This is a genomic window from Rhodoferax sp. TH121, assembly GCF_002251855.1.
Lineage (GTDB): Bacteria > Pseudomonadota > Gammaproteobacteria > Burkholderiales > Burkholderiaceae_C > Allorhodoferax.
Map to the genome: position 1 here is coordinate 59,770 of NZ_NOXW01000019.1, position 22,040 is coordinate 81,809.

Sequence of the window (22,040 nt, forward strand, 5' to 3'; positions counted from 1 at the left end):
CCTGCCCGGTGCGGCTAAGCTCCCGCCCCATGATCCGAATTTCTTTTATGCCGGACCGCCTGCGCGCCGGCCCCCGCCACTGGCTGCTGGTCGGCCTGCTGGGCACCCTGTTGGCCTGCGCTGGTGTGCCCGCTTGGGCCAATGCCGACGACGGCTACACCGATCGGCTGGTGACCGAGTTTGCTCCGTGGGTGGGTAGCCCGCAGGACACGGCAGCGCTGGTGCAGAGCTTGCAAAGTGGTCAGGCGCTGGACCCTGGCGCTGCAAGCGCAGGTGTGCCCGCTACGGGGGCATTGGGGTATGGCGAAACACGCTTGGCGCTCAAGCTGGCGCAGGCCACCCTGGCGCAGGAGGGGGTGACCCAGCCCAGTGGTGCGCAAATCCAGGCGGCTTTGCACGGCGGCACCTTGGACACAATCAATGGCCCCAAGCCCCTGGCCGGTGTGCTACCGCAACGTGCCCAAGGCGTGAGCTGGGGGGCGATGGCGCAGAGCGCGGGCTTGTCGGTGGAGGACCTGATTCCACCCAAATCCGCGGCGCCCAAAAAAGTCGTCCGCAAAACGGCCAAAACCAAGATGGCGTCTGGCAAACCCGCAGCCAAGGCGGGCAGCAAGCCCAAGTCCAAGCAGGCCGCATCTCCACGCAAGGCGACGTCGAAAAAGTCTGCCAAATAAACCAGCTGCGTTTTAGGGTGTGTCGCCGCGCCGGGTGCGCAGCAGCGCGAGCAACCCTACCGCGGCCACCGCAATCAGTACCAATGGAAACCCCCGCGTGGGAGACCAATCAATCAGCGCGCCTGAGAGGGCCGAGGCCACCAGCCCGCCCAGCGTGTAATTGAGCACCAGCACTGCGGTGCTATTGACCAGGGTGATGCCCTGTTCGCGCGCACCGATGTCTGTCATGCTCAGGGTGTAGAGGCTGCTACCCGCCGCACCCAGCACAAACACGATGGGCCAGGCCAGCCACTGCGCTTGCGCCACCAGCGGCAGCCCACAGGCCGCCACCAGCGCAATCGCCGCGCTCAGTGTCATCAGCGTACGTCGCCCGCGCACCTTGTCCGCATATCGGTCGGCCACCATGCCCACGGGAATGGCGGCCAGCGTGCTGCCCAGGCCGCTGACCGAAATCAGCAATGCCGCCGCCGCTGCACCCAGGCCCATGGCCAGGCCATACAGCGGAAGGATGGAGGCCAAACCCAGCTCAAAAAAACCGCCTATAAATCCGGCCAGCATGATCGCGGGGTGGCTGCGCACGGCCAGCCACAGGCCATGCAGGCCCACCGGTGTCTGGGCCGATTCGGCATGTGGTGGCACCACAGGAATCAGTGCCGTCCATGCCAGGCCGACGCCGAGCAGGGCAATGACCAAGCCCAGCGCCGCCTGCCCATCCGGCCCGACCCAGGCCAGCAGCGTGGGGCCGATGATGAAGGTGGCGCCCACCATGGTGGCGTAGATGCCGATGTAGCGGCCCAGTCGGTCCGAAGGCGAGAACTCGGCAATAAAGGCCTCGGCCAGCACCCAGCGCAAGCCGCCCGCCACGCCAGCCAGCAGCTCCAGGGAAAACCACAGCCAGAGCGCGTCGGTGGTCAAAAATCCAATCGCAGCCAGCAGCGGCGCGCCCGACGCAAACCACATGGTGCGCCGCTGTCCCCAGCGCCGGGTGAGCGCGGAGGCAAACGGGGTGACGATAAAAATGCCCAGCCAAGTGGTGGCGGCAAACAGGCCCGCCACAGATGTGGACACCTCGCGCTGCGTCAGCAGCACCAGCATCAGCGGCGAGAGCATGAACACGCCTGAGAGCTGGAACAGCGTGGACCCAAAGACCGCCAGCAGCCCCATGGGGGAGCCGGGGCCGTTGCGCCGCGGAGCACCTGCACTCATGCGCCACGCGCTCGCAGAATGGCGCGTGCCACTTCGGCAAAGCCAGCGCCGCGCTCAGCCTGTGCCACGTAGCGTGGCAGGTGTTGGAGCTGCGGGGCAAAGTGGGCGATATTGGCCACCCCCACGCTGTGCGTGAAGTGTTCAAACATGGCCTGGTCGTTGCCCGAGTCGCCCACAAACACCCAGCGGTCCAGCTCGGTGGGCAAGTCGCGCCCCAGCAGTTCGCGCGCAATCCAGCAGGCGCCCTGCCATTTGTTGAAGTTGCCAAAGCAGCCGTGGATGTGGATGCTGCTCACCGTGGTTTGCATGCCCGCATGCTGCAGCACGGCCAGCACCTGCTGCACGGTATCGGGCGAGAGGCGGGCGAATTCTGCGTAGTCAAACGCCAAGTCCGTCTCGCGCCCGGCGCTGTCGCGGCTGAGCTGCACGCCGGGCACCTCGGCCATTACCTGGGCCGCAATGGCCTGCATGCGGGCCTGGTTGGCGGTGCGTGTCTCGACATCTTGTTGATACAGTTTTGATAGCTGCTTGCGCAGATTTGACGGGGTCTGCAGGCCTTTTTGTCTTGTATTTGTGCCAGTTGATTCGTGCACGAAGGCCACTGCTCCGTTCTCCGCCACCATGGCGTCCACCGGCCATGCGGCGCCGTGGGTGCCGGCCATAAACGGCTCGCACCAGCCAATGGGCCGCCCTGTGATGGGGATGACGAACAGGCCTGCGGCCTTCAGGTCGGCCAGCGCCTGCAGCGCGTCCGCGGTGATGGCGCCTTGGGTGGTCAGGGTATCGTCAATGTCGGTGAACACACCCACCACAGTGCGGCGGGCGGCTTCGGGCCAGTGGGTCAGGGCTTGCATGGGGTTCGGTATGCTGTGGTGCTTGTGCGCCAAGGCGCGATGGTCTGGGAGGTGGAGATGTTGCGTGGTTTGATCATGGGCGTGTCATTGTGGCTGCTGGCGTGGAGCGCTCTGGCGCAAACGCATGGCGACCCATCTTTCACCTGCCAGCGCGCCGCCGCCAAGGTCGACAGTCTCATTGAGGACTGGCACGCCATGGTGCTGGAGTTCCATGCCGAGGCCCAGAACCCGTCCGTGCTGCAGATGTGGGCCGAGCACCGCAAGGGCCGGCTGAAAACCAATTTTCAAAAGCACTGCAAGCGCGAGTGGAACACCCATCAGGCCATATTTACATGTTTCAGTGGCTCTGTCAGCGAGATGGGTTTGGCACTATGCCGCCAGGCAGATACCAACCCCAACGGCTGGCAATACAAGCCCTAGCTGGGGATATGCCAGCCAGGTCTGATGGCCGCTCAACCTGCGCTTTGCAGCGCCAAGCCCGCGTGCTCGCGCAGCGGGTGGAAGTGGATCTTGGGGAAACGCTCCTGCGCCAGGCGCACGTCATACGGGCTGGTGCACAGGTAGGCCAACGTGTCTGCTGCGTCTTTGGCCATGCGCATGGGGTAAGCATTCACAAATTCGCGCAGTTCTGCGAGGGTGTCGGCGGTGATCCAGCGCGCACCGGTGTACTGGCTGCCTTCCAGACGAATGTCTGCGTCGTACTCGGCCTTCAGGCGGTGCTGCACCACTTCAAACTGCAGTTGGCCCACCGCGCCTAGCAGCATGTTGCCGCCCACTTCAGGCTTGAAGACCTGAATGGCGCCTTCTTCTCCCAGCTGTGCCAGGCCTTGCTGCAGCTGCTTGGTACGCAGCGGGTTCTTCAACACCACGGTCATGAACATTTCGGGCGCGAAGAAGGGCAGGCCGGTGTACATGAGGTTGACGCTGCCATCGGTGATGGTGTCACCCAGCTGCACACCGCCGTGGGTGGTGAAGCCGACGATGTCGCCCGCGTAGGCTTCTTCCACCGCCTCGCGGCGCTGGCTCATGAAGGTCACCACGCTGGTGGGGCGCAGCTCCTTGGCGGTGCGCATCACCTTGAGCTTCATGCCCGGCGTGTATTTGCCGCTGGCCATGCGCACAAAGGCAATGCGGTCACGGTGGTTGGCGTCCATATTGGCCTGCACCTTGAAGACCACACCGCTGAAGGCCTCGTCTTCGGGCTGTACTTCCTTCACCACGGGTTGGCGGTTTACCAGCGTGGTGCTGGTGCGGCTGCGTGGGCTGGGGGCCAGGTCCACCAGTGCGTCCAGCACTTCCATCACCCCAAAGTTGTTGACGCCGGAGCCAAAAAACACGGGAGTTTGTTTGCCAGCCAAGAAGGCGTCCAGGTCCCAGGCGGGGGAGGCGCCGGTAGCCAGTTCCATGCTCTCCATGGCAGTGGTCCATTCGTGGCCAAAGCGCTTTTCTAGCGCGGCGGCGTCGGATAGCGGCACGGTGTCAAAGTCTTGGGGGCGGCGTTCGCTGCCGCTCTCGAACACGGTCATCGCCTGCGTGCGCAGGTTGATGATGCCGCCAAACAACTTGCCTTGCCCCACGGGCCAGGTCATGGGCACGCAGGGCATGCCCAGCTCGCGTTCGATCTCGTCCAGGATGTCCAAGGGCTCACGCACTTCGCGGTCCATCTTGTTGACGAAGGTGATGATGGGCGTATCGCGCTGGCGGCACACCTCGATCAGGCGGCGGGTTTGCGCTTCCACACCATTGGCCGCGTCAATCACCATCAGCGCGGAGTCCACGGCGGTCAGCACGCGGTACGTGTCTTCCGAGAAGTCCTTGTGGCCCGGCGTGTCCAGCAGGTTGACCACGTGGTCGCGGTAGGCCATCTGCATCACGGACGACGCCACCGAGATACCGCGCTGCTTTTCAATTTCCATCCAGTCCGACGTCGCATGGCGGCTGGCCTTGCGCGCTTTGACCGAACCCGCGATTTGGATCGCGCCCGAGAACAGCAGCAGCTTCTCGGTCAGCGTGGTCTTGCCGGCGTCCGGGTGGGAAATGATGGCAAACGTGCGACGACGGCGGGTTTCGGCAAGAAAAGACATGGAGGGGGAGGGCTGCAGGCAGCGGCAGAGGCAAAGGGGTGGATTTTAGGGCCCCGCTGCCGCCAGGGGCTCTGGCATGATGCGCCATCGTGTAAGGACGGGTATGAATAGGCCGCTGAGATCTCGAGTGCTGGAGGGTGGAGCGTGGGCCATGGCCGCTGGGTTGGGCGCAGCCGGGCTGGGGCTGGCGTGGCTGGCCTATGCCCGGGCGCAGCTCCCTTACAGCGAAACCGGCAGCTACTTTGATGGGGATGTGGTGCTGCATGCGCAGGCGATAGAGGTCTTTGCGCTGTTGGCAGTGCTCTGCCTACTGGCTGCCTGCGCCATGTGGTGGTGCGCCCTGCGGGTACGGCGTCGGAACGTCCGCGCCGCAGGCGGCTGAATCTGCTTCCCGGGCATCTACACTCCCGCCATGCAAAAAAGCGGTGGTACGACCAATATCAAGCAACTGGCGCAGGCCTTGGGCCTGTCCACCTCCACGGTCAGCCGCGCCCTGAATGGCTATACCGACGTCAATGAGCAGACCCGCTTGCGCGTGCAGGAGATGGCCGCTGCCATGGGTTACCGGCCTGATGCGGGTGCGCGCCGCTTGGTGCGCGGCAACACCGACGCGGTGGGCATTGTCTACTCCGCCGCTGTCGAGAATCTGGGTAACCCCCAATTTCTGGACATGGCGGACGGCTTGGGCGAACGTCTGGAGCGCGACCATCTGGACCTGCTGCTGGCTGTGGCCAAAAACGAGACAGAGCTGGAAATTTACGAGCGTCTCTTCCGCGGTGGCCGTGTGGATGCGGTGATCGTGCCCAACACCCGCGTGCAAGACCCGCGCGTGGACTACCTGCTGGAGAAGGGGTACCCGTTTGTGGGCTATGGCCGTACCGCACAGTGCAGCCACTACTCTTGGCTGGACTTTGACAACGACATGGGCAGCCGCCTGGCGGTGGAGCATTTGCTGGAGCTCGGGCACACGCACATTGCCTATGTGCATGCGCCGTTGGCGCTGAACTTTGCGTTTCAGCGCCACCGGGGGTTTGTGGCTGCTCTGGCTGCGGCCGGCGTAGCCTGCCCGGCGGACTACTGCATTGGTGGTGTGAACGACCGCCGTAGTGGCCTGCAGGCAGTGGCCCGGTTGTTGGACCTCTCGCCCCGCCCCACTGCAGTGTTGGTGGACAACAACCTGGGCGGAGTGGGACTGATCCGGGGGCTGATCGACGCGGGACTGCGTGTTGGCAAAGATATTTCTGTGGTGGTGCACGGCGACATTTCCCAGGACACCTTGTTGACCGGCTTGGACGTCACCACCGTGACCCAACCTACTCCGCAAACCACAGGCTTTGCTTTGGCCGAGATGGTGATGAAGGTGCTGCGCGCGCCCGAAGGCGGCCCGTACCAGCTGTTGCGCCAGCCCGCCTTGCAGGTGGGCACCAGCACCGGTCCGCTAGCCTGACGCGGGAGCGTGCTTGGGCGGCTTTGACCCAGCGGTTTGGTGCGGCAATCGGCACGGGGTTAAAATCCGGAACTTCCGAGGAGCGTTGCAGCTTGCCAAGTGCCACTGAGGCACCGCGAGTGAGGCTCGGAACCCACGATGCGCCTTGCATCGTGTCTTCACAACGGCGCTCACCCACTGGAAAAGTGTGCGGTGAGTTGCCAGTCAATTCCCCGTGTGCGCCAGTGGCAATGCAAATCTACGTTTGGAGCACACCATGAGCGCTGTACTGAAACTGGTTAAGAACGCCAAGACCCCCAAGGCCGTGAAGGCGACCAAAGCGGTGGCTGCCGCCAAGGCCGTCGTCGCCCAATTTGAAGACTACAAAATTGCCGATCTAAGCTTGGCAGCCTGGGGGCGCAAAGAGCTGACCATTGCCGAAACCGAAATGCCCGGCCTGATGGCCATCCGCGAAGAGTTCGCGAAGAGCCAGCCGCTGAAGGGCGCACGCATCACCGGTTCCCTGCACATGACCATCCAGACCGGCGTGCTGGTCGAAACCCTGCAAGCCTTGGGCGCAGACGTGCGCTGGGCTTCCTGCAATATCTTCTCCACCCAAGACCATGCAGCCGCTGCATTGGTGGCCAAGGGCACGCCAGTGTTTGCCCACAAGGGTGAGTCGCTGGAAGAGTACTGGGATTTCACGCACCGCATTTTCGAGTTCAACGGCAAAAAAGGCACGGCGGCCGAAGGCCCCAACATGATCCTGGACGATGGCGGCGATGCCACCTTGCTGATGCACTTGGGCGCCCGCGCCGAGAAGGACATCAAGGTCCTGGCCAAGCCCGGTAGCGAAGAGGAAATCTGCCTGTTCAATGCCATCAAGGCCAAGCTGAAGGTGGACCCCACTTGGTACAGCCGCCGCCTGAAAAACATCATTGGCGTGACCGAAGAAACCACCACTGGTGTGATGCGCCTGGAAGAAATGTCTGCCAAGGGCACGCTGGCTCTGCGCGCGATCAACGTGAACGACTCGGTGACCAAGAGCAAGTTCGACAACCTGTACGGCTGCCGCGAATCCCTGGTCGACGGTATCAAGCGCGCCACCGACGTGATGATCGCCGGCAAGGTGGCTCTGGTGGCTGGCTACGGTGACGTGGGCAAGGGCTCCGCTCAAGCGCTGCGCGCCCTGTCCGCCCAAGTGTGGGTGACCGAAATTGACCCGATCAACGCCCTGCAAGCCGCCATGGAAGGCTACAAGGTCGTGACCATGGAATATGCTGCCGACAAGGCAGACATTTTTGTGACCACCACCGGTAACAAGAACGTTATCACCTACAAGCACATGGACGCGATGAAGGACCAGGCCATCGTCTGCAACATCGGTCACTTCGACAATGAAATCGATGTGGCTTCGCTGTCCAAATGCAAGTGGGAAGAGATCAAGCCGCAAGTCGACCACGTGATCTTCCCCAAGAGCGGCAAGAAGCCCGAAAAGCGCATCATCTTGCTGGCCAAGGGCCGTTTGGTGAACCTGGGTTGCGGTACGGGCCACCCCAGCTTTGTGATGTCGTCCAGCTTTGCGAACCAGACGATCGCCCAGATCGAATTGTTCACCAAGCCCAAGGAATACAAGGCTGGTAAGGTCTATGTGTTGCCCAAGCACCTGGACGAAAAAGTGGCACGTTTGCACCTGAAGAAAGTCGGCGCCATGCTGACTGAGCTGACTGACGAGCAAGCGGCCTACATTGGCGTGAGCAAGGCCGGTCCGTACAAAAAAGAAACCTACCGCTACTAAGCCAGGGACGCGATGCGCATTGACCAACTGCTGGTACAGCGCGGGCTGGCCAGCACCCGCTCCCAAGCCCAGCGCTTGATCGCCGATGGGGTGCAATGGCGCAAGCTGGAGATCGCTGGCGAAGTCTGGAAACGTGTGGCCAAAAATGGCGACGAGGTTCCGGAGGACGCGGTAATTGAGCTGCTGGATGACTCCGAGGCGCGGTATGTGTCTCGGGGCGGTCTGAAGCTGGAAGCTGCGCTCAAGCAGGTGGGGCTGTCTGTGGCGGGCCTGCGTTGTCTGGACGTGGGGCAAAGCACGGGTGGTTTCACCGACTGCCTGTTGCAGGCGGGGGCCCAAGCAGTGGTGGGGGTGGATGTGGGCAGCGCCCAGTTGCACCCCAGCTTGCGCGCGGATCCCCGGGTCCTGTGTGTCGAGAGTGTCAATGCGCGCACCCTGTCTGCTTCAGATTTGATAGCTGCTTACGCAGACAGCACGGGGGATGAGGGGCATTTTGACCTTGAAGAAGACAGTGAAACCTTTGAGGATTTCGACGATGTGGAGGGCGATAGCCCCGACGATGACGAGGCGGCTGAACTGGCCGCCTTGCCGCCCGAATTTGCACCGCCGTTCGATCTCTTGGTGGCTGATCTGTCTTTCATCTCGCAAACGCTGGTATTGCCCGCCGCCGTGCCCTTGCTCAAGGCGGGGGGAACGCTGTTGACGCTGGTGAAGCCGCAGTTTGAGTTGCAGCCTGGCCAAGTGGGCAAGGGTGGCATCGTCAAAGACCCGGCCATGTACGCCATCGTCGAGCAGCGCTTGCGTGAGGCATGTGCCGCGTTGGACCTGACTGTCACCGCGTGGTTTGACTCGCCCATCGAAGGTGGCGACGGCAACCGCGAATTTTTCATTTGCGCCCGCAAGGCGGGTTGAACACAGACCCGCGTTTGCGGGGCCTGTGAGACGGAGATGCTGATGTTTGCCAACGACCGAATTCCATTGAGTCTGGAGTTCTTTCCCCCTAAAACGCCCGAAGGCGCCGAAAAGCTGCGTGGCGTGCGCCAACAGTTGTACGCGCTCCAGCCCGAGTTCTGCTCGGTGACCTTTGGGGCCGGTGGCTCTACCCAGGAGGGCACGTTTAAAGCGGTGAGCGAAATCCTGGCTGAGGGCGTGAGTGCGGCTTCGCATTTTTCGTGTATCGGCGCCACCAAGGCGACGGTGCGCGAGCAGCTGGCAACCCTCAAGGCCATGGGCGTGAAGCGTCTGGTGGCCTTGCGCGGCGACCTGCCCAGCGGCTACGGTGCCGGCGGCGAGTTCCATTACGCCAGCGATCTGGTGGCCTTCATCCGTGCGGAGACGGGGGATGATTTCCACATCGAGGTGGCTGCCTACCCCGAGGTGCACCCCCAAGCCAAATCACCTGCCAGCGACTTGCAGGCCTTTGCCACTAAGGTGAAAGCGGGAGCCAATTCGGCCATCACGCAGTATTTCTACAACTCCGACGCCTACTTCCGGTTCGTGGAAGAGGTGGATGCCCTGGGGCTGGATGTGCCGGTGGTGCCGGGCATCATGCCCATCACCAGTTCGACCCAGTTGTTGCGTTTCTCGGATGCCTGCGGTGCCGAGATTCCGCGCTGGATTCGCCTGCGTCTGCAAAGTTATGGCGACGATGTCGCGTCTATCAAAGCTTTTGGGCTGGAGGTTGTGACGGACTTGTGTGAACAACTGCGTGCCGGTGGCGCCCCAGCCTTGCACTTCTACACGATGAATCAGAGCGCTGCCACCCTGGCGCTCTGCAAGAACCTGGGCTTGGCCGCCTAAGCTCGTCACACGCTGCTGCGCAGGACACCCCATCGGCTGATGGGGTGTGCTTGGTTTCTTAAATTAACCCGCTGAGTCCAGCGTGAACGCTGCGTTGCTGTCCTGCCCCAGCAACTCGACCATTTGCGGCAAGGCGTCCTTGAGCAGGGCCTTCAGTGTGTGGGGCGGGTTGATCAGGAACATGCCGCTGGCAGGTAGGCCAGGGCGTACCACTTCGCCTTGTGCATCCTGTGTCAGCTTGCTCGATTTAACCGTCAGCGTGGCATGCAGCCACGACTTGCCGGCCTTGTTGGCCATGGTCTTCAGGCGTTTGGGCAGGTCGTGGGCCTCAGGCCGCGGAATGATGGGGTACCAGACGGCGTAGGTGCCCGTGGCAAAACGTAGCAGTGCGTCGGCAATCATGTCGAGCACGCGGCCATAGTCATTCTTGACTTCGTAGCTGGGATCGCACAGCACCAAGGCACGGCGGGATGGTGGCGGCAGGAACTTCTTCAGACCCTCAAATCCATCTTCGCGCAGGATGGCCACTTGCCGGCCTGCTTCGAGCTGGGCCACGTTTGCCATCAGGGTTTTGGTGTCAGTCGGATGCAGCTCGAACAGCTTGAGCTTGTCGCGCGCGTCTTCGCGCAATAGGCTCTGGATGATGAAGGGCGAGCCGGGGTAGACACTCCAGTGCTCGCCGTTGTTGAAGCCGGCCACCATGTCGACGTAGTCTTGCAGCGCGGGTGCAAACGGTTGTTTGGGTTTGGTGGCTACCAGCTTCAAAAAGCCTTCTGCCGCTTCGTCGCTGGTTTTTGCATAGTCGCCATCCAGGCGGTACAGGCCGGCTCCCGCATGTGTATCAAACACATTGAGCGCGGTTTCCTTTTGCGTCATGTAGCGCAGGACCGCCAGCAAGACGGTGTGTTTGAGGACGTCGGCATGGTTGCCGGCGTGAAAGGCGTGGCGGTAACTGAACATCCCCTATGATACCCACGCAGGGCACCTACGCTACAGGCGTAATCGTTGGACACCAGGGCCCGCAAGTTTCGCACGGCTTTGCGCCGCGATCTCTACATAGTTACAGAATGCGTGAAAGTACATCCCCGTCCAGTGCGTCTGTTGCTGCTCCTCTGGGGCACGTCGATGCCTTGCCGCCCGGCGCCATGCTGGGGGAGTTCGAGGTGCAGTCGCTGTTGGGCGTGGGCGGATTCGGCATGGTTTACCGCGGCTATGACCATACCCTGCACCGCCCGGTCGCCATCAAGGAATACATGCCCTCGGCCCTGGTCGGGCGCGACGCCAGTTTGGCGCTGACGGCTCGCTCCACGGCCGATACCCAGCCGTTTCAGACCGGTTTGCAGTCTTTCATGGATGAGGCGCGTTTGCTGGCGAGGTTTGAGCATCCCTCGCTCGTCAAGGTCTACCGGTTTTGGGAGGCCAATAACACGGCCTACATGGCCATGCCGCTTTATGAGGGGATGACCCTCAAAGAGGCTCGTCGCCGCATGAGTGGTCCCCCGCCGGAGACTTGGTTGCGCCAGGTGCTGTGGTCGGTGCTGGAGGCGTTGCGCGTGCTGCATGACAACGCCATGCTGCACCGCGATGTGTCTCCCGACAATATTTTTCTGCAGGATGTTGGGCCGCCCGTACTTCTGGATTTGGGCGCAGCCAGACGTGCGATTCTGGACAGCAGCCATAAACACACGGCCATTCTGAAGGTCAACTACGCGCCGATTGAGCAGTACGCTGATGCGCCCGACCTGCGCGAGGGCCCCTGGACCGATCTGTATGCGCTGGCGGCGGTGGTGCATGGCTCGGTGTGCAACGAATCCCCGTTGCCCGCCACATTTAGGGTGGTGCGGGACCGCATGCCACCGTTTGCACAGGTGGCCCAGACAGCGCAGACCCACTTTGGTCAAGCCTATTCCCCCGAATTTGTCCAGACGGTGGCCCATGCCTTGGCCATAGAGCCTGACCACCGCCCGCAAAGTGTGGATGCCTTTGCCCAGGAAATGCTGCTGCAGCCGCCGTCTGACATGGCGCGGTTTGATTGGCGTGATGCCCTGGGCCCTGGTGTGACCCTGGACACTGACGCACCACCTGCAAATACCCCCACCACAGCCTTGCTGACCACACAGCCCGCACCACAACCGCGGACCCAATCCTTGGCGGCCAAGCGCCGTCGCCGGGAGGCTCGAGATGACAAGACCGCGCGCAGGCCACACGGCAAACACGATGCAGCAAAGCGCAAAACCCGGGCTTCTGCTTCCGCCAATTGGGTACTTGGCGGAGTCTTGGCCTTGGTTGCCTTGTTGCTGCTTGTTAGTGCTTACTTGGCTCTACGCAAGCCTTCTGCGGTGCTGGACTCACGGCCCCCGATGCCGGAGGCCAGTGTATTGACGCCGGCCCCCGAGGTGACGCCGCCTTCGGCTGCCAGTTCGGCGCCCGCCAGCCCCGCTGTGCAAGCTATCTCGCTGCCGCCCAAGCCCAACCTGCCCAAACCGGTTCCCTCCACACCGGAAAAGCCAGCCTCTGCCGGGCCAGGCAAACCTGTCAGAGCGGAAGTCCGTCCGGCGGTACCCGCAGCCTCTGTCCCGACAGAGGCGGCTGCGCCGTTGGAGTTGTGCCCCAATGCCAGCATCTGGACGCGCAGCATGTGTGTTTACCAAGAGTGTCAGAAACCGGAATACGCTCAGTTGCCGGTATGTATCGCGGATCGCAAGCGCTGGGAGAGCCAGAATAACAGAGCCTCGAGTCCCTGAGTGGCGCAGGATTTGGGTTTTTCCTGTTTATTTGTATAATCGCGGGCTTCGCAGCGCTTTAGCGGTTCCGCGGCGAAGTCATTTCTTAAGGCTCCTTGAAGGAGTTTTCAGAATGTTCCCCACCTAAGAGATTCCCACTAGAGGAACGCCGACCGTGGAAAAGAACCCACCAAACCCACTCCTTTTAGGAAATCTCATGTCTACTTTCAGCGCAAAACCCGCTGAGGTCGTGCACGAGTGGTTTGTGATTGACGCGACCGACAAGGTCCTCGGACGAGTAGCCAGCGAAGTTGCTCTCCGTTTGCGCGGCAAACACAAGGCCATTTACACGCCTCACGTCGATACCGGTGACTTCATCGTCATCATCAACGCATCCCAGTTGCGTGTCACCGGCGCCAAGCCGATTGACAAGGTGTACTACCGTCACTCCGGTTACCCCGGCGGCATCACTGCCACCAACTTCCGTGACATGCAAGCCAAGCACCCTGGCCGCGCTTTGGAAAAAGCCGTCAAAGGTATGCTGCCCAAGGGTCCCCTGGGTTACGCCATGATCAAGAAGCTCAAGGTTTACGGTGGTGCTGAGCATCCCCACACAGCCCAGCAGCCCAAGGTTCTGGACATTGCTGGCATTTCCAACAACGCTGTGAAACGTGAGGCAGCCCAATGATCGGTGAATGGAACAATGGCACCGGCCGTCGCAAATCCAGCGTCGCCCGCGTGTTTCTGAAAAAAGGCTCCGGCCAAATCGTGGTGAATGGCAAGGCAATCGAAAAGTTCTTCGGTCGCGCAACCTCCATCATGATCTGCAAACAGCCCCTGTTGTTGACCAACCACGCTGAAACGTTTGACATCATGGTCAATGTGGCTGGCGGTGGTGAGTCCGGCCAGGCTGGTGCAACCCGCCACGGCATCACCCGCGCCTTGATCGACTACGACGCTACTCTCAAGCCCGTCTTGAGCCAGGCTGGCTTCGTGACTCGTGATGCACGTGAAGTCGAACGTAAGAAGGTCGGCTTCCACGGCGCTCGCCGTCGCAAGCAGTTCTCCAAGCGTTAATCGCTGGCAACGACTCGTTGCAATTGCAAAAGCCGCCAAGGTGCAAATCTTGGCGGCTTTTCTTTTGGGGCTGCTAGACTTCGCCCTCCATGAGATTCCGCCTGCTCCGTCGTCGCCTCACCATCAGCGCCCCTCGCATGGCCGTGCGCAGCGCTTTGCCTTGGCCGTTCCGCTGGGCAGTTCTGGCGATCGTGTTGGGTTTTTGTGCAGCGATCGGCTTGTGGGCGTTTGAGTTCGGCAAAGACATTGCCGGGCTGGAAAAGGGCTCCAAAGAAGAGCTATTGCAGCTCAGAGCGGAGGTCACAGCCCTGCGTAGTGAATTGGTCAACGTGAAGGCCGAGCGTGATGAGGCCCAGTCGGTCGCCAACACGGCAGGTACCCTGGTAACGGCGGAAAAAGCCTCACACGAAAAACTGTTGGCCCAGGTCAAGCAGCTAGAGGCGGATAACCGGTTGTTGCGTGATGACTTGGGCTTTTTCGAAAAGTTGATTCCCGCGGGGTCAGTGGAGGGCCTTGCAATACGGGGGTTGCAGGCTGAGTTGATTGCCTCGACGACGCTAAAATGGCAAGCGCTGGTGATGCAGCCGGGTCGCAACACGCAAGAGTTCAATGGTCGTTTGGAAATCACTTTTGCGGGCACGGTGAATGGCAAACCCTGGACTTCCACATTGCCTGACGGGCCCATGCCCATCAAGGTCAAGCAGTACGGTCGTATGGAGGGCGAGTTGGCGCTTCCTCCTCAGGTCATTGTCAAAAGTGTCTCGGCGCGGGTTCTTGAGGGTGCGGTTGTTCGTGCGACCCAGTCCATCAAGCTGTAATGTTTACAGAGGTTCACCATGTTCAATAAGAAGAAGCAGCCCCCGATCAAAAGCCTGATCGCCGAAGGTACCCAGATAGAAGGCAATATGACCTTCTCAGAAGGTCTGCGTGTTGACGGCAGCATCATTGGTAATGTCCTTGCCAGTGAGGGCGGAGCTAGCATCCTCGTGATTTCCGATTCTGCGAGCATCACTGGCGAAATCTCGGCCGACCATATCATTGTCAACGGCACTGTGAAGGGGCCCATCCACGCACGACACATGCTGGAGTTGCAGCCTAAGGCCCGTATCGAAGGCGATGTGGAGTATGCAGCGTTGGAAATGCACCAAGGCGCCCTGATTGCCGGCCAGCTTCGCCCGATGCTGGGTACCGAAGAAAAACCCACACTGAAACTAGCGGCAAATAACCAGTAAGAGAATTCCCGAGCGGATTCCTGTACTATTTGCCCCATCCTGATTGAGACCGGAGTGTTCCATGAGCGCCGTTGCTGAAAATATCCAAACCGAAATGCCTGCCCCCATCCTGTTCACCGACAGCGCCGCTGCCAAGGTGGCAGATCTGATTGCGGAAGAGGGCAACCCAGACCTGAAACTGCGCGTCTTTGTGCAAGGCGGTGGCTGCTCTGGTTTTCAGTATGGTTTCACGTTTGATGAAATCACCAACGAAGACGACACCACCATGACCAAAAATGGTGTTTCCCTGTTGATTGATGCGATGAGCTACCAGTACCTGGTGGGCGCCGAGATTGATTACAAGGAAGACCTGCAAGGTGCGCAGTTCGTGATCAAAAATCCAAACGCCACGACGACCTGTGGTTGTGGCTCGTCGTTTTCGACCTGAGTGTTGTGGCCCTGCTCAGGCAGGGTAAATTGCACCGAGTATGCGGGCGCCTTGGGCGCCCGTTACTTTTGGCAGGCTCGCTGTTTGGCGCAAGCATGCTTGTTGGGCCAGCCAGGCAAATGCCGTGGCTTCCACCTGCAAGGGCGGCAGCCCCCGGACATCGGAGGACTGCACCTGACAGTCTGGGAGGTGGTGCGCCAAGCGCTGCATCAAATGGGTGTTCAAGGCACCGCCGCCGCACACAATGAGTACGCGGCACGCCGGCGCCATGGTGCGCAGGGCTTGGGCGCAGGATTGGGCGGTCAGCTCGGCGAGGGTGGCCTGCACGTCCTGGGGGGGCAGTGCCGCGAATAGGTGCAGGTGCTGCGCCAGCCAAGGGGCGTTGAACAAATCACGGCCAGTGCTTTTGGGCGGTGGTTTCGCAAAAAAAGGCTCGCTGAGCAAGGTGGTCAGCAAGGGTTGGTTGATTTGCCCGCTGGCAGCCCATTGCCCCGCGTCGTCATAGGTCTGCCCGGTGTGGTGGTGGCACCAGCCATCCATCAGAGCGTTGCCAGGGCCGCAGTCAAACCCCAGGACTGGTGTGTTGGGAGCCGGATCCAGGATCGTGATGTTGGAGATGCCTCCGATATTCAGGACCGCCAGCGTTGTCTCTGCTTGGCCGAAAAATGCGTGGTGAAAAGGTGGCACCAGCGGTGCGCCTTGGCCGCCTGCCGCAACATCCCGGCTGCGGAAATCAGCCACCACATCGATGCCACACAGCTCGGCGAGCAAGGCTGGCTGGTTGAGCTGCAAGGTGTAGCCCGTGCCATCAAACTCTTGGGGGCGGTGGCGAACGGTTTGCCCGTGGGCACCAATGGCCCGCACTGCGGTGGGCGCGGTGTGGCTGCTGGACAGCAGGGCTTGGACCACCCCCGCATAGCTGTGCGCCAAGGCATTGCCCGCCAGCGCAGCGCGGTGCAACTCATCGGAACCGCTGCTGTTCAGTGCCAGCAATTCGGCGCGCAGCTCTGGCGGAAAGGGGGCGCTGCAGTGCTGCAGCACACGCATCTGCCCTGCAGTGAAATCCGCCAACACGCCGTCCACGCCGTCCAGCGATGTGCCGGACATCAGCCCAATGTAAAGCTCGGACACGGAGGGCTTGCTTACTCCGCGCTGGCCAGGCTGACCTGGGCGGCAGCGCTAAGCTGGGCGCGAACCTGGGCGGCAGCCTTGTCGAACAGCGGCTTGGCGGACGCGGTGACCGGGATCGATTCGCTCTGGCGGGCGATGGTCAGGGGATCATGGTGCACGCCGTTGACGCGGAACTCAAAGTGCAGGTGCGGACCCGTCGCCCAACCGGTAGAGCCCACGGCGCCAATATTCTGGCCCTGGCTGACGGCTTGCCCTTTTTTGACAGCAATGCGGCTCAAATGGGCGTACACCGTGGTCTGGTTGTTGCGGTGCTTGACCATCACGACATTGCCAAAGCCGTTCTGCACGCCTGCAAAATCAACGACACCATCACCCACCGTGCGCACTGGCGTGCCGGTTGCTGCGGCGTAATCCACGCCCAGATGGGCGCGCCATTTTTGCAGGATGGGGTGAAAGCGCATTTTGAAGCCGCTGCTCACGCGCGAAAACTCCATGGGCGACGCCAAGAATGCGCGGCGCAGGCTATCACCATCCAGTGTGTAATAGCCGCCCTTGCTCGCTTCTGCGGCAGTGGGCTCGCGGAACCACATGGCCTGGTGGGCCTTGCCGGCATTCACAAACTCGGCGCTCAGTACACGGCCGGAGCGCAGAGGCTCGCCATCGCCCTCCAGCGTTTCGTAAACCACTGAGAAGCGGTCCCCTTTGCGCAGGGCGCGGTGAAAGTCGATGTCACCCGAGAAGATCTCGGCCAGCTGCACCGCAATGGCGTCCGGCAGGCGTGCGTCGTCGGTGGCGGCAAACAGCGAGGTCTGGATCACACCACCGCCCAAGCGGGTAGAGGCCACCAGGGGCAGGGTTTCCAATTGGGCCGTGAAATCCGTGCCTTGCTTGCGGATGCTCAGGCGCTTGAAGGTGCCGTCGTCCATCGGACTCCAGCGTGCGGTCAGGCTCAGCAGTGACTGTTGGCCATCCACCTCCACCGTGACATTGCGGCCTGCGCGGCCCAGCAAGACTTGCTGTACTTGGCTGTTGGTGCGCAAAAACGCGGCGGCGGCAGGGTCAAACACGCCCAAGCGTTTGAGCAGGCTGTCCGCAGTGTCGGTGGAGCGTGTGAGCTCGGATCGGTACAAAGGCGTTGCGGGCAGGGCCGACAAGGTGGTCTCGGGCAGTACCAACTGCAGGGGAATGGACTCGACCACGGTGCGCACCGGCAAGTCGGCTGCATCCGGCGCCAGATTCGCGACCGCGAAGGTGGCACCCGTGCCGCCGACCAACAGGGCGGCAACGACGGCGGTGATGCGTTTGGGATGGCGTTCAGTCAGGTCGCGGGCAAAGGCAAGACAAGTCTCTACGGCCTGGATCAATCCGTGTTTCAAAATCTGGAACTCCGATGGATGGGGCGGCCCGACTAAAATCCAGCCGCTGGCAACGAACACGTTGCAGGAGAGAGCCCGCAGTATAGCGGTCGCATACCCCCCGGCAACGAGAAAAAACCCTTATGAATCAAGCCTTAAGCCCCCAATTAGTTGTAAGCGATCGTGTCCGCGAAGCCCTGGCGGTGACCCTGCGCGGTGTGGAAGAACTGCTGCCACAAGACGAATGGGTGAAAAAGCTCGCCAAGTCCGAAGCCACCGGCAAACCGCTGCGTATCAAGCTGGGGCTGGACCCCACCGCGCCCGACATCCACATCGGCCACACCGTGGTGCTGAACAAGATGCGGCAACTGCAAGATCTGGGCCACACGGTCATCTTTTTGATTGGTGACTTCACCAGCATGATTGGTGACCCGTCCGGCCGCAACAGCACGCGCCCCCCGCTGACAGCCGAGCAGATCAAGCTGAATGCCGAAACCTACCGCGCCCAGGCCGACAAGATCCTGGACCCTGCCAAAACCGAGCTGCGCTACAACAGCGAGTGGAGCGACCCGCTGGGCGCGCGCGGCATGATCCAGCTGGCCAGCCGCTACACCGTGGCGCGCATGATGGAGCGCAACGACTTCCACGACCGCTTCAAGGCGGGCACGCCGATTGCTGTGCACGAGTTCCTCTACCCGCTGATGCAGGGCTACGACTCTGTGGCGCTGCAAAGCGACCTGGAGCTGGGCGGCACTGACCAGAAGTTCAACCTGCTCATGGGCCGCACGCTGCAGGCCGAGTACGGTCAGGAGCCCCAGTGCATCTTGACCATGCCCTTGCTCGAAGGCTTGGACGGCGTCGAGAAGATGTCCAAGAGCAAGAACAACTACATCGGCGTCACCGAAGAGCCCAACACCATGTTCGCCAAGGTGCTCAGCATTTCGGACGTGCTGATGTGGAAGTGGTATACCTTGCTCAGCTTCAAGCCCGAGGCTGAGATTGCGGCGCTCAAGGCCGAAGTCGATGGCGGGCGCAACCCCAAGGACGCCAAGGTGGCCTTGGCCAAGGAAATTACGGCACGCTTCCACAGTGCCGCCGCAGCCGATGCAGCCGAGCAGGACTTCATTAACCGCAGCAAGGGTGGCATTCCGGACCAGATCGACGAAATCACCTTGCCCCTTGGCGAAGGTGGTGCAGCAGTGGGCATTGCCGCCCTGCTGAAGTCTGCGAACCTGGCCGCTTCCAGCGGCGAGGGCAACCGCCTGATCGATGGTGGCGGTGTGCGCATCGACAGCAACGTGGTCAGCGACAAGGGCCTGAAGCTGGGTGCCGGTACGTACGTGCTGCAGGTGGGCAAGCGCAAGTTTGCCCGCGTGACGCTGTCCTGATTTCGCGCCATGCTGGCCTTGGTGCAGCGCGTTCGCCGCGCACAGGTGGTGGTGGACGGTGCCACGGTAGGCAAGATCGACCAGGGCCTGTTGGTGTTGGTGTGCGCCGAGCAGGGTGATACCGAGGTACAGGGCGACAAGCTGCTGGCCAAGCTGCTCAAGCTGCGCATCTTCAGCGACGCCGACGGCAAGATGAACCGCAGCGTGCAGGACCTGGACGGCGCGGGCCTGCAGGGGGGCTTGCTGATCGTGAGCCAGTTCACGCTGGCGGCCGATACCTCGGGTGGCAACCGGCCCAGCTTCAAGGGGGCTGCGGCGCCTGACGAGGGGCGGCGTTTGTACGACTACTTCGTGGCCCAGGCCCGTGCGGCACACCCCGTCGTGCAGACCGGCATTTTTGCCGCAGACATGCAGGTAGAGCTGGTCAATGACGGGCCGGTGACCATCCCGATGCGGATTGCGCCTGTGGTTTGATTGCTATTAATTAAATAGCTGCCCGCGCAGTATTTACGAGGGCTGGGTCCTTAAAAAGCTTGAAATTGGGGTGCTGGAGATGCTTTCGCTGCACCGCACTACTGCAGCACCAGGTACATCGCGTTGGCTGGAAACTTGACGCTGGCCAGATCCCCATTGCGCGTCAGCGGCAGGGTCTGAACTGCCATGCCATTCATGTCCAGCACCACACCCCGGCTGATGTGGGGATTGCGCACCGTGAGATCGAGGTCGGCTGACTGCACCTGCCAGGGTGACTGCCCGAACGACTCCAGGGTGAACCCCGGTGTGGTGGCGCCCTTGTCCAGGGCGATGCTGCTGGGGCTTTCTTTCCAGCCGTTGGGGCGGCTTTGGGTGGCGAACTGCACCAGGATTTTGTGGGAGCTGCGCAGCGGCTCCCCGTCCATGGACACCGCCATGGCGGCACCGAAGCTGTTGCCCGAGCGAAAGCGCACATCCTGCAGCTGGTGCGTGCTGGCGTTGCCAAAGTGGGCCACCACGCCCTGGGCCCGCGGGCTGTTGACGGTGCAGTAGCCCAGCAGGGTGTTCCACACCAGCTCCCCGGTGTTGGCGGTGATTTGCCCCGGGGCAACCCAGGGGGCCAGCGGCACCACGGTGCTGGGCGTTTTCTGGGGGCCGTAGGCCACCAGCACCGGCCCCACCTGGAAGGCCTGGGCGCGTACGCTGGTGGCCTGGCCGTCGCGCAGGGGGCCGTCGCCGCTGTCGCGGTTGGGGTCGAAGCTGGTTTCTTCTGCAATCAGCGGCGCCTTGCGCTGCCAGACCTCGTCCAGCGTGCGCTGTTCCAGCACCACCGGCGTGCCACGGCGCACATAGCCCATGCGAAAGGCCAGGGCCGCTGCCGGAAAACTGCCCAAAATCTCGGGCGTGGCAAACAGCCATTTGCCCTGTGACGGCAGGTAGCCGTTGGCGGACTGCGGCGGCGTCCAGCCCTCGTCGCCGGTCGAGAACCAGTAGTACCCGTCCACCCCGCTCAACGCCGCATAGGCGGCGACCAGAAACGGCCCTTCGGCGCCAAAGTTGTTGGGCAACACCCAGTTGCCCTCGGTCAGCAGCATGGGCCGCCCCTGGGTTTGCTTCAGGTTGATGGGCAGCTTGTCCGGGCTGCGCAGGATGCTCTCGTTGGTGAACTGGTCCCCTTTCATCAGCGCCCAGCCGTTGTTCACGCCCTTGTGCAAGCCGCCGGTGTAGACATTGGCAGCATCCACATCGCCAGCGGTATACGACCAGCGCTCTGCATCGTTGAGGTAGCGCGCGCTGCCGGTCTTCCAGTTGCCCGCGTTCACCAGCTGCCGGGCGCCCAGGGTCTGGCGCAGGTACTGCACCATGCCGGTGTTGAAGCTGTGCATGGTGCGGGCATAAAACTCTGTCTGATCGGCGCGCCGCTGGGCCTTGCCGCCGCGCAGGTCCCGCGGGTCGCCGATCAGCGGCCAGTCGCTGGGGGGCTGGGTCAGCTCCCACAGGTTGAGCAGCGCGGCGCGGCCGTCTTGCGGGGCGTCTGCGGCATCGCCTGCACCTTTCCAGGCAGCTAGGGCTTTGTCCAGGCTGCCGTACTTGCGTGCCAAAAAATCGCCATAACGCCGCTCCAGCGCTTGGCGTTGTGGCCCCTGGATGCCGTTCACGCTCCAAAACAGCAGGCTGTCCTCATTCTGCAGTTGCAGGATGGCCACGCTGGGGTCCTGCGCCAGCGGAATGCCGGTGTAGGGGTTGGGCTCGGTCAGCAGCGCGCGCCACCAGGCCTTGTAGGCCGCTTGCAGCGTGGGGTCAAAAAACAGCAGGCCCAGTGCGGACTGCTTGTCGCCCCCCGCAATGCCCCAGGCTGCTGCAAACTTCATGGGCACGGCCCAGTAGGGCGAGAGCGTGGTGTAAATGCCCTCTTTGCGCATGGCCGCCACGGTGCGCCAGATGGCGTCGCGCTCGGCCGGGTTGATGTCGGTAATGGCCGCGTTCGGTGTTTTGTCCAGCGCCGGGCTGATCTGCTGGTGCAGCCGCACCATGTTGACGCCGCGCTTGGCCATGAAGCGGGCGTGCCGTGCCAGGTCGGGCGCACCCAGCGGCCACAGCGGGCGGGTTTGGCCGGTGCGGCCGGCCACATGGGTGTTGATGGCCCACAGCCGCAGCGGTTTGCCGTCGCCACGCACCAAGTCGCCTTCGGCATTGGCCCGCACAAAGCCGGTTTCTCCGGCGGTGGTTTCGTTCAGGCTGCGCAGGTCCAGCAGCGCCTCGGGCTGGAAGGTGTCGCGCGGCGGCGAGAAGTTCCAGGTCTGCGCTTGCGAAGCCCCTGCGAGCAGCAGTCCTATGCTCAGAAGCCAGTGTTTTTTGCTATGCATTTGGTAGCTGCTTGCGCATATTCCA

The 22,040-nt window shown here is 62.2% G+C and carries 22 protein-coding genes and 1 riboswitch; of the genes, 15 read left to right on the plus strand and 7 right to left on the minus strand.

The features are described 5' to 3' along the window. Positions 1-29 precede the first annotated feature (29 nt). Complete coding sequence (locus CHU94_RS04450) at positions 30-674, plus strand: hypothetical protein (RefSeq protein ID WP_141211379.1); 645 nt, start codon at positions 30-32, stop codon at positions 672-674. Between the two features lie 12 nt (positions 675-686). On the opposite strand, the gene CHU94_RS04455 is transcribed toward CHU94_RS04450, so the two are convergent. Both CHU94_RS04455 and CHU94_RS04460 read right to left on the minus strand, forming a co-directional pair. Next, the gene (locus CHU94_RS04455; protein ID WP_094477198.1) at positions 687-1,880 is read right to left on the minus strand and encodes an MFS transporter; all 1,194 of its coding nucleotides are present in this window, start codon (positions 1,878-1,880) and stop codon (positions 687-689) included. Next, a complete protein-coding gene (locus CHU94_RS04460; protein ID WP_094477200.1) occupies positions 1,877-2,734 on the minus strand; it encodes an HAD family hydrolase in 858 nt (285 codons plus the stop codon). Before CHU94_RS04460 ends, CHU94_RS04455 begins: the two co-directional genes overlap by 4 nt. A 57-nt stretch (positions 2,735-2,791) precedes the next feature. Here CHU94_RS04460 and CHU94_RS04465 point away from each other — a divergent pair, with 57 nt between their 5' ends. Further along, positions 2,792-3,154, plus strand: a complete 363-nt coding sequence (locus CHU94_RS04465) for a hypothetical protein (RefSeq protein ID WP_141211380.1) — start codon at positions 2,792-2,794, stop codon at positions 3,152-3,154. Positions 3,155-3,186: 32 nt separating this feature from the next. Here the strand turns inward: CHU94_RS04465 and CHU94_RS04470 are convergent, their stop codons facing one another. Next, on the minus strand, positions 3,187-4,818 hold the full coding sequence (locus CHU94_RS04470; RefSeq protein ID WP_094477204.1) for a peptide chain release factor 3: 1,632 nt from the start codon (positions 4,816-4,818) through the stop codon (positions 3,187-3,189). A 151-nt stretch (positions 4,819-4,969) separates the two neighbouring features. Between CHU94_RS04470 and CHU94_RS04475 the strand changes: the two genes are divergently transcribed. The 5 genes from CHU94_RS04475 to metF all read left to right on the plus strand — a co-directional run bounded on the left by CHU94_RS04475 (position 4,970) and on the right by metF (position 9,842). Then, positions 4,970-5,200 carry a hypothetical protein gene (locus CHU94_RS04475; RefSeq protein ID WP_094477206.1) on the plus strand — a complete coding sequence of 77 codons (231 nt, stop codon included), beginning with the start codon at positions 4,970-4,972 and terminating at the stop codon, positions 5,198-5,200. A 30-nt stretch (positions 5,201-5,230) separates the two neighbouring features. After that, positions 5,231-6,265: a substrate-binding domain-containing protein gene (locus CHU94_RS04480; RefSeq protein ID WP_094477208.1), complete on the plus strand. Its 1,035-nt coding sequence runs from the start codon at positions 5,231-5,233 to the stop codon at positions 6,263-6,265. Positions 6,266-6,336: 71 nt separating this feature from the next. Beyond that, positions 6,337-6,444: riboswitch (S-adenosyl-L-homocysteine riboswitch) on the plus strand. A 77-nt stretch (positions 6,445-6,521) separates the two neighbouring features. After that, positions 6,522-8,042, plus strand: a complete 1,521-nt coding sequence (gene ahcY / locus CHU94_RS04485) for an adenosylhomocysteinase (RefSeq protein ID WP_094477785.1) — start codon at positions 6,522-6,524, stop codon at positions 8,040-8,042. Positions 8,043-8,054: 12 nt separating this feature from the next. Next, positions 8,055-8,954, plus strand: coding sequence for a TlyA family RNA methyltransferase (locus tag CHU94_RS04490; protein ID WP_094477210.1), 900 nt, complete (start codon positions 8,055-8,057; stop codon positions 8,952-8,954). Between the two features lie 42 nt (positions 8,955-8,996). Then, positions 8,997-9,842 carry a methylenetetrahydrofolate reductase [NAD(P)H] gene (metF, locus tag CHU94_RS04495; protein ID WP_094477787.1) on the plus strand — a complete coding sequence of 282 codons (846 nt, stop codon included), beginning with the start codon at positions 8,997-8,999 and terminating at the stop codon, positions 9,840-9,842. 63 nt (positions 9,843-9,905) lie between these two features. Here metF and CHU94_RS04500 read toward each other — a convergent pair whose 3' ends face one another. Next, positions 9,906-10,802: a 23S rRNA (adenine(2030)-N(6))-methyltransferase RlmJ gene (locus CHU94_RS04500; protein ID WP_094477212.1), complete on the minus strand. Its 897-nt coding sequence runs from the start codon at positions 10,800-10,802 to the stop codon at positions 9,906-9,908. A gap of 107 nt (positions 10,803-10,909) precedes the next feature. On the opposite strand from CHU94_RS04500, the gene CHU94_RS04505 reads away from it, so the two are divergent. From CHU94_RS04505 to erpA, 6 genes are all read left to right on the plus strand, one after another. Next, entirely contained in the window at positions 10,910-12,586 is a 1,677-nt protein-coding gene (locus CHU94_RS04505; RefSeq protein ID WP_094477214.1) for a serine/threonine-protein kinase, read from the plus strand. 196 nt (positions 12,587-12,782) lie between these two features. Next, positions 12,783-13,253 carry a 50S ribosomal protein L13 gene (gene rplM, locus CHU94_RS04510; protein WP_094477216.1) on the plus strand — a complete coding sequence of 157 codons (471 nt, stop codon included), beginning with the start codon at positions 12,783-12,785 and terminating at the stop codon, positions 13,251-13,253. After that, on the plus strand, positions 13,250-13,642 hold the full coding sequence (gene rpsI, locus CHU94_RS04515; protein WP_094477218.1) for a 30S ribosomal protein S9: 393 nt from the start codon (positions 13,250-13,252) through the stop codon (positions 13,640-13,642). The genes rplM and rpsI overlap by 4 nt, the downstream gene beginning before the upstream one ends. 89 nt (positions 13,643-13,731) lie before the next feature. Next, the gene (locus CHU94_RS04520) at positions 13,732-14,460 is read left to right on the plus strand and encodes a DUF6776 family protein (RefSeq protein ID WP_094477220.1); all 729 of its coding nucleotides are present in this window, start codon (positions 13,732-13,734) and stop codon (positions 14,458-14,460) included. Between the two features lie 18 nt (positions 14,461-14,478). After that, positions 14,479-14,874, plus strand: coding sequence for a polymer-forming cytoskeletal protein (locus CHU94_RS04525; protein WP_094477222.1), 396 nt, complete (start codon positions 14,479-14,481; stop codon positions 14,872-14,874). Positions 14,875-14,935: 61 nt separating this feature from the next. Next, a complete protein-coding gene (gene erpA / locus CHU94_RS04530) occupies positions 14,936-15,301 on the plus strand; it encodes an iron-sulfur cluster insertion protein ErpA (RefSeq protein WP_087495111.1) in 366 nt (121 codons plus the stop codon). A 15-nt stretch (positions 15,302-15,316) separates the two neighbouring features. On the opposite strand, the gene CHU94_RS04535 is transcribed toward erpA, so the two are convergent. Both CHU94_RS04535 and CHU94_RS04540 read right to left on the minus strand, forming a co-directional pair. Further along, positions 15,317-16,432: an anhydro-N-acetylmuramic acid kinase gene (locus CHU94_RS04535; RefSeq protein ID WP_094477224.1), complete on the minus strand. Its 1,116-nt coding sequence runs from the start codon at positions 16,430-16,432 to the stop codon at positions 15,317-15,319. Between the two features lie 11 nt (positions 16,433-16,443). Continuing rightward, entirely contained in the window at positions 16,444-17,808 is a 1,365-nt protein-coding gene (locus tag CHU94_RS04540; RefSeq protein ID WP_094477226.1) for a M23 family metallopeptidase, read from the minus strand. A 122-nt stretch (positions 17,809-17,930) separates the two neighbouring features. Here CHU94_RS04540 and tyrS point away from each other — a divergent pair, with 122 nt between their 5' ends. Further along, on the plus strand, positions 17,931-19,175 hold the full coding sequence (gene tyrS / locus CHU94_RS04545; RefSeq protein ID WP_094477228.1) for a tyrosine--tRNA ligase: 1,245 nt from the start codon (positions 17,931-17,933) through the stop codon (positions 19,173-19,175). Positions 19,176-19,184: 9 nt separating this feature from the next. Further along, positions 19,185-19,649, plus strand: a complete 465-nt coding sequence (dtd, locus tag CHU94_RS04550; RefSeq protein ID WP_094477230.1) for a D-aminoacyl-tRNA deacylase — start codon at positions 19,185-19,187, stop codon at positions 19,647-19,649. Positions 19,650-19,747: 98 nt separating this feature from the next. Here dtd and CHU94_RS04555 read toward each other — a convergent pair whose 3' ends face one another. Next, entirely contained in the window at positions 19,748-22,015 is a 2,268-nt protein-coding gene (locus tag CHU94_RS04555; RefSeq protein ID WP_094477232.1) for a hypothetical protein, read from the minus strand. Between the last annotated feature and the right edge of the window lie 25 nt (positions 22,016-22,040).

Excerpts from the sequence above, each read along its gene's own strand:
- ahcY (WP_094477785.1), top strand. The coding sequence starts at position 6,522 with ATGAGCGCTGTACTGAAACTGGTTAAGAACGCCAAGACCCCCAAGGCC.
- CHU94_RS04470 (WP_094477204.1), bottom strand. The coding sequence starts at position 4,818 with ATGTCTTTTCTTGCCGAAACCCGCCGTCGTCGCACGTTTGCCATCATT.
- CHU94_RS04475 (WP_094477206.1), top strand. The coding sequence starts at position 4,970 with ATGGCCGCTGGGTTGGGCGCAGCCGGGCTGGGGCTGGCGTGGCTGGCC.
- CHU94_RS04520 (WP_094477220.1), top strand. The coding sequence starts at position 13,732 with ATGAGATTCCGCCTGCTCCGTCGTCGCCTCACCATCAGCGCCCCTCGC.
- erpA (WP_087495111.1), top strand. The coding sequence starts at position 14,936 with ATGAGCGCCGTTGCTGAAAATATCCAAACCGAAATGCCTGCCCCCATC.
- rpsI (WP_094477218.1), top strand. The coding sequence starts at position 13,250 with ATGATCGGTGAATGGAACAATGGCACCGGCCGTCGCAAATCCAGCGTC.
- CHU94_RS04450 (WP_141211379.1), top strand. The coding sequence starts at position 30 with ATGATCCGAATTTCTTTTATGCCGGACCGCCTGCGCGCCGGCCCCCGC.
- metF (WP_094477787.1), top strand. The coding sequence starts at position 8,997 with ATGTTTGCCAACGACCGAATTCCATTGAGTCTGGAGTTCTTTCCCCCT.
- CHU94_RS04460 (WP_094477200.1), bottom strand. The coding sequence starts at position 2,734 with ATGCAAGCCCTGACCCACTGGCCCGAAGCCGCCCGCCGCACTGTGGTG.
- CHU94_RS04455 (WP_094477198.1), bottom strand. The coding sequence starts at position 1,880 with ATGAGTGCAGGTGCTCCGCGGCGCAACGGCCCCGGCTCCCCCATGGGG.
- CHU94_RS04490 (WP_094477210.1), top strand. The coding sequence starts at position 8,055 with ATGCGCATTGACCAACTGCTGGTACAGCGCGGGCTGGCCAGCACCCGC.
- CHU94_RS04505 (WP_094477214.1), top strand. The coding sequence starts at position 10,910 with ATGCGTGAAAGTACATCCCCGTCCAGTGCGTCTGTTGCTGCTCCTCTG.
- CHU94_RS04555 (WP_094477232.1), bottom strand. The coding sequence starts at position 22,015 with ATGCATAGCAAAAAACACTGGCTTCTGAGCATAGGACTGCTGCTCGCA.
- CHU94_RS04525 (WP_094477222.1), top strand. The coding sequence starts at position 14,479 with ATGTTCAATAAGAAGAAGCAGCCCCCGATCAAAAGCCTGATCGCCGAA.
- dtd (WP_094477230.1), top strand. The coding sequence starts at position 19,185 with ATGCTGGCCTTGGTGCAGCGCGTTCGCCGCGCACAGGTGGTGGTGGAC.
- CHU94_RS04465 (WP_141211380.1), top strand. The coding sequence starts at position 2,792 with ATGTTGCGTGGTTTGATCATGGGCGTGTCATTGTGGCTGCTGGCGTGG.
- CHU94_RS04500 (WP_094477212.1), bottom strand. The coding sequence starts at position 10,802 with ATGTTCAGTTACCGCCACGCCTTTCACGCCGGCAACCATGCCGACGTC.
- rplM (WP_094477216.1), top strand. The coding sequence starts at position 12,783 with ATGTCTACTTTCAGCGCAAAACCCGCTGAGGTCGTGCACGAGTGGTTT.
- tyrS (WP_094477228.1), top strand. The coding sequence starts at position 17,931 with ATGAATCAAGCCTTAAGCCCCCAATTAGTTGTAAGCGATCGTGTCCGC.
- CHU94_RS04480 (WP_094477208.1), top strand. The coding sequence starts at position 5,231 with ATGCAAAAAAGCGGTGGTACGACCAATATCAAGCAACTGGCGCAGGCC.